The organism is Actinomycetota bacterium, from assembly GCA_013152275.1.
GTDB lineage: Bacteria > Actinomycetota > Acidimicrobiia > Spongiisociales > UBA4744 > BMS3Bbin01.
Genome location: JAADGS010000088.1, coordinates 1 through 4786, shown reverse-complemented (window position 1 = coordinate 4786; position 4786 = coordinate 1). Strand labels below are relative to the sequence as shown.

General features: G+C 62.2%; 4 protein-coding genes. 2 read left to right on the top strand and 2 right to left on the bottom strand.

Going from position 1 to position 4786, the window contains the following annotated elements; translation table 11 throughout:
- Positions 1-1057: tyrosine-type recombinase/integrase (locus tag GXP34_13465; GenBank protein NOY56974.1), on the top strand; the 1057-nt coding region annotated here is incomplete at its 5' end.
- 295 nt (positions 1058-1352) lie between these two features.
- On the opposite strand, the gene GXP34_13460 is transcribed toward GXP34_13465, so the two are convergent.
- Complete coding sequence (locus GXP34_13460) at positions 1353-1832, bottom strand: hypothetical protein (GenBank protein NOY56973.1); 480 nt, start codon at positions 1830-1832, stop codon at positions 1353-1355.
- Between the two features lie 274 nt (positions 1833-2106).
- Here GXP34_13460 and GXP34_13455 point away from each other — a divergent pair, with 274 nt between their 5' ends.
- Positions 2107-3234, top strand: a complete 1128-nt coding sequence (locus tag GXP34_13455; GenBank protein ID NOY56972.1) for a hypothetical protein — start codon at positions 2107-2109, stop codon at positions 3232-3234.
- 207 nt (positions 3235-3441) lie between these two features.
- On the opposite strand, the gene GXP34_13450 is transcribed toward GXP34_13455, so the two are convergent.
- Entirely contained in the window at positions 3442-4275 is an 834-nt protein-coding gene (locus GXP34_13450) for a hypothetical protein (protein ID NOY56971.1), read from the bottom strand.
- Positions 4276-4786 lie beyond the last annotated feature (511 nt).

Here is a 4786-nt window from a genome sequence, read left to right as displayed (position 1 = left end):
CGACGCTGAACGGTTCCTCATCACCATCGAGGCCCGCAAACTCGCCGGCACCTACATCGACCCTCGAGCCGGACGGATCCGCCTCGCCGACTTCGCCCAGCAGGCGACCGCCGGGTGGGTGAACCGGCGCGACTCGACCAAAGCCCGTGACGAGTCATACCTACGCAGCCTGGTCATGCCGACCTTCGCCGACATGCCCATCGGCGCCATCACCCTCTTCGACGTCCAAGCGTGGGTGTCGGACCTCGACGCCGACGGGTACGCCCCCGCCACTATCCGCAAGGCCTACCAGCTCCTCGGAAGGATTCTCAACGACGCCGTCAACGGCGGCCTCATCGCCGCCACCCCATGCCGGGACGTCGACCTGCCCAAGATCGAACAGACCGAGAAACGGTTCCTCTCCCCCGACGAGATCACCCTCCTCGCCGACACCATCACACCCCGCTACCGAGCGTTGATCCTCACCGGCACCTACACGGGACTGCGCTTCGGCGAGCTCGCCGCCCTCCGAACGGATGACCTGGACTTGCTCCGTCGCACGCTCCGCGTCGACGAGCAGCTCAGCCGGCAGGGGTCATGGAGAATGGTCGCCGGTCCCCTAAAGTCCAAGAAGGCCTACCGCACCATTGGCATCCCCACCTTCCTGTGCGAAGAACTGGCCATCCACCTCACCGAATACCCATCTGCCTCCGATCTCGTGTTCTCCCACGCCCAGGGAGGACCCCTCGACTACAACCGATTCCGTCGCCGACACTGGAACCCCGCCGTCGAAACCTCCGTCGGTCCGCCGTGCACCCCACACGACCTCCGCCACACCCACGTGGCGATGCTCATCGCCGAGAACCAATCCCCCAGATACATCGCCGACCGGCTCGGACACGAGAGCACACGGACCGTTCTTGACGTCTACGGACACCTCTACGAGGGGATCGACGAGGCCGCGATGGAGGGTCTCGATCGGCTCCGCGCCGAGGCGCGGACAGACGCCGGGAGGGCGCCGGAGGGGTCGAACGTCCTGTCGATGAACACCGACGCCCCGGGCCGTCACTCGCTATGACGGGCTCGCATCGGTGTAGCTAGGTCTCACCCTTGCCGACACGCCGACGGACTCTGAGAACATGGACACGGCGTGGCTTTCGAACGACCAGACCACGGGAGCGACCTCGTACCACCTGGAGAGAAGCTCGAGGTGGATCGCTTCGGCCGCGCACCCTCAAGCTCGTGATTCGCCGACGGAAAGAACACGTGAACACTTCGCTCAACGACCGTCGGCACCGATTCCAGAGATCCCGTTCTGGCCGGTTTAGCCCGGTGGGCATATGGCGTATATCTGGCGAGAGCGGCTGCTGTGATCAAGACTGCTGACTCGATCGATGGCTCAGTCGGTGGGTGATGTATGAGGCGATGCTCCGCTGGAGATCGCCATGCACCGAGGCGTCGAATACGACGCTCGTCCTTTGTTCCAAGGGATAGCCCCAGACGGGTCCGCGGCGGTATCGATCGGGTTCGTGCAGGTATCGGGGGAAGAGGTGAGCATGCAAGGCGGCGTCGCCGTTACCGAGAATCTCATAGTTGACACGGAAGGTCTCTGTGCACTCATGGAGTGCTTCTCCGAGCAGAGCCATGTCGGATAGGAAGACCGAACGGGTTGCGTCATCGAGATCAGTGAGATGGCTCACGACCGGGTCGGCCAAGAGCAGCGAGTAACCCGTGAAGAACTGGTGGTCGCCGAGCACCGCCCAGCCTGATCGCATGCGGCAGATGACGGTCGGATTCGCGTTTCGCCGGGCCAGGTCAACCCGTTCGTGAATGAGTGTTGGATGGTCGGTCACATCGCCTCGACTGACATGCAGGCTCCTGACTTCCTCGCTGTCTCCAAGCTACTGGCCCTGTACCCAGAAGAGAATAGAGCCCCGCTTGCCAGCCAGCCACGATCCGTGGTCGGCGCCTAACCCGGCCGGCAGCACCGCAGGTGCCGTTCTCCCGCACCCGCGGCACTGGACGATACTGCCGGCGATTCGGTGATCGGTGCGCCCCGTGGCGTCGTTCTAGCGCAAACCGAGGCACCTAATCCGCGGTGTCACCCAGGGAGGGCCTGGGGCAATCATGGCCAGTTCGTGGCAATATGCGTTCATGGTGCGAGTAGGCGCTCACGACGCGTTCGAGATGCAGTATCGAAGCAAGCTGAAGGCGCTTCTCGCGGCCCACGGCCTACTGCCGGAATACCCAGATGATCGCGCCTCGCTTGATCTCGGCCTTCACCTCTACGAAAGGCCCTTAGCGGCTGACCCGGTTGTGAGCCAGGTGCGCGTGTGGATCCAAGCGAAAGGAATCCGGACGGAAACCCTCGAGGCGTTTGATCCTCAAGATCAGAGCGACATCGCGGTGCGCGGTCTCTCACTGGACCACGTGCGCTTCTGGTACGGCTCCCCCGAGCCGGTGTACCTAGCGGTCTACATCGAGGCGGCTGATGCATTTCTTGCCGAAGACGTCCGGGAGCTCGTCGATCGCATCGGTGGCTTTGAAACTCTTGCCCGAAAGGCCGATGAGGGCCAGAAAGAGATGACCCTTCGGATCCGCGCGACGTCGACATTAGAGGAGGCACTCGAACGGATGCCCCGACATAGGAGCATACGCGTGGACGGACCGGCCTTTCGCGGCCGACCCTTGGGACACCGCCACGACCCACTTCGGAGTGAGATGGAACCTCTCGCTGCTGCCGATTTCGAATCTCTCGTTGACTCCCTCTTGGAGGCCCACGAATTCCAGCAATCTCGGGAGGTGCCCCTTCAGGAGACCCTCGATCACGATGTGGGTCGCGTTCTAGCAATGGTTGGCACGCTGCATCTGACCTACGAGTGGGTCAGTCCCCTGTTCACGGAGTTCGGGTACGACCGCGGAAGCAGCTTTCGGATCGAGGGTTCTCCTGAACATGCTCAAGGCGACGTGTTCGTCGTTGTCCATTCCGAGCCACTGGGGTCGCCGCGCCCGACTGCTAAGACGGTGGAGCTCGTGGCAGGGATCCGAGACCTGGGCATCAAGACGGCCCTGGTCTTCTTCAATGCGCCGGAACTCTCCGACGGCAGTCCGTTCGGGGGATGGGGTGCAACGCTCGACCCACTCGCTCACGTGCCACAGGGCCTAGGGAGTCTGTCCTTCAACGTACTCACCACCACTCTCGTCTACCTCGAGTTCATTGACCGCCTACGATGGCGATACGTCAACTTCCTGTGATTCAGGGGCCATCCGCCAGACTGATCGACCCGACCCACGGTATTCGCCATCAAGCGAAAGACCATGCGCTCAGGATGAGCTGATCCCGGACCTTCGGCGTTCGAAGCGTTGACAGGACCAGGTGGGGTGATCTGTGCTGTGAACCACCACGGCGTGACGGGACCTAGTCGCTCTGTGGAGCGAACCTCAACGTTAGATGCTCCATCATCACCATCCGGCGGTACGTCTGAGCCATTCAGGACGGTGCGTCTCCGGGGTTTGCGCTCCGTAGAGCGCAAACAACCCACCGATCGCCTGGTGAACGACTTCGAGGGTCTCGGTCAGGCTCTCCTGAGTCATGTCATCGTTGGGCTCTACAGAATGCGCGTCGCTGTCGTCGACGATCCATCCAGGCCGGTGGTGAATCATGCTGTTGCGCAGCTGTGCATGTTCTTCTAATGCCTCGAACCACGGCACGTCGTCTGGATCCATACCGTGAAGTCCGAGGAGGCTCACGAGCTTCTGGCGAAACCCCATGCGTTTCTTGATCTCCCAGGCAGCGTATTCGTCCGGGTGTTGAGCAGCGAGCAGCTCGTTGACTAGGGCCTCCACGGCCGCCAGGGCAAGAGCCCGAGAACCCCGCACCGTGGCGCTGCGCCGTGTTGTGACGGCGACCCACTGAGCCCAAACCTCACTTCCACTCTCCGGATGACGGCCACCGGCCTCTGCCAGGATTCCCTCCCGCTCATGCCACAGTTCGTCAGCCATCTCCGCAAGAGCAGCTGCATCGACGAGAAGTAGGCCCGATTTGACCTGGTACATCAGTGTTCCTCGGTCCTCCCAGCCAGCCGAGACGATCGCGTCATGAGTTGCCGCCATGTTGGGCGGTCGAACACGTTGGCGAATGTCATCGAACAGTTGCACGAAGGTCTCCAGATCCTCCGGCGTCGAAGATGCAAGGGGGGATTCCTCGACCCAGAGCACCACTGTCGAAGGACCACGTCCGTAGAGGAATCCCCAGGCGCGCCCTGGATACATTGGGAATCGACCGTCTAGCGGCATCTGCGTCTCCTCTTTTCACGGCGAGCCCTTCGGGAAGGCCGCACGCTGGGTACCCCGATCGACTCGAGCCCGTATGCTGGGCGGGTAGAGCACTCACGTCCGGCAGGCATAGGCCATCCAGCCTCATCGCCGCATTTCGCTGTCGTGCAGTCGCCCACATCAGGATGCCTGCGTGGCCGACGCTAGTCATAATCCCAGTCCGGCAAGCTCCGATCCGGGGCTCTGACGGACACCAGACGGACACCCGACGGTTCAAACGTCGTGTCGATGAACTCCGAGAACCAGAATCATCATGCCCTGTAAGGGCGTTCTCTGGTGGGCGCTACTGGGATCGAACCAGTGACCTCTGCCGTGTGAAGGTTTCTGGAGGCCTTGGTCCGTCTGCGCAGAATCGGGGTGATAGGACGAGAAGCCTTGTGCACTATGGGTTTCCGGCTCTCATCATTTCGCGTCTCTTCTCGGTGTTTCTCAGCATCATGTGGACGCGATGTGGTCGCGAGAACCGACCCCG

Excerpts from the sequence above, each read along its gene's own strand:
- GXP34_13455 (NOY56972.1), top strand. The coding sequence starts at position 2,107 with ATGGCCAGTTCGTGGCAATATGCGTTCATGGTGCGAGTAGGCGCTCAC.
- GXP34_13450 (NOY56971.1), bottom strand. The coding sequence starts at position 4,275 with ATGCCGCTAGACGGTCGATTCCCAATGTATCCAGGGCGCGCCTGGGGA.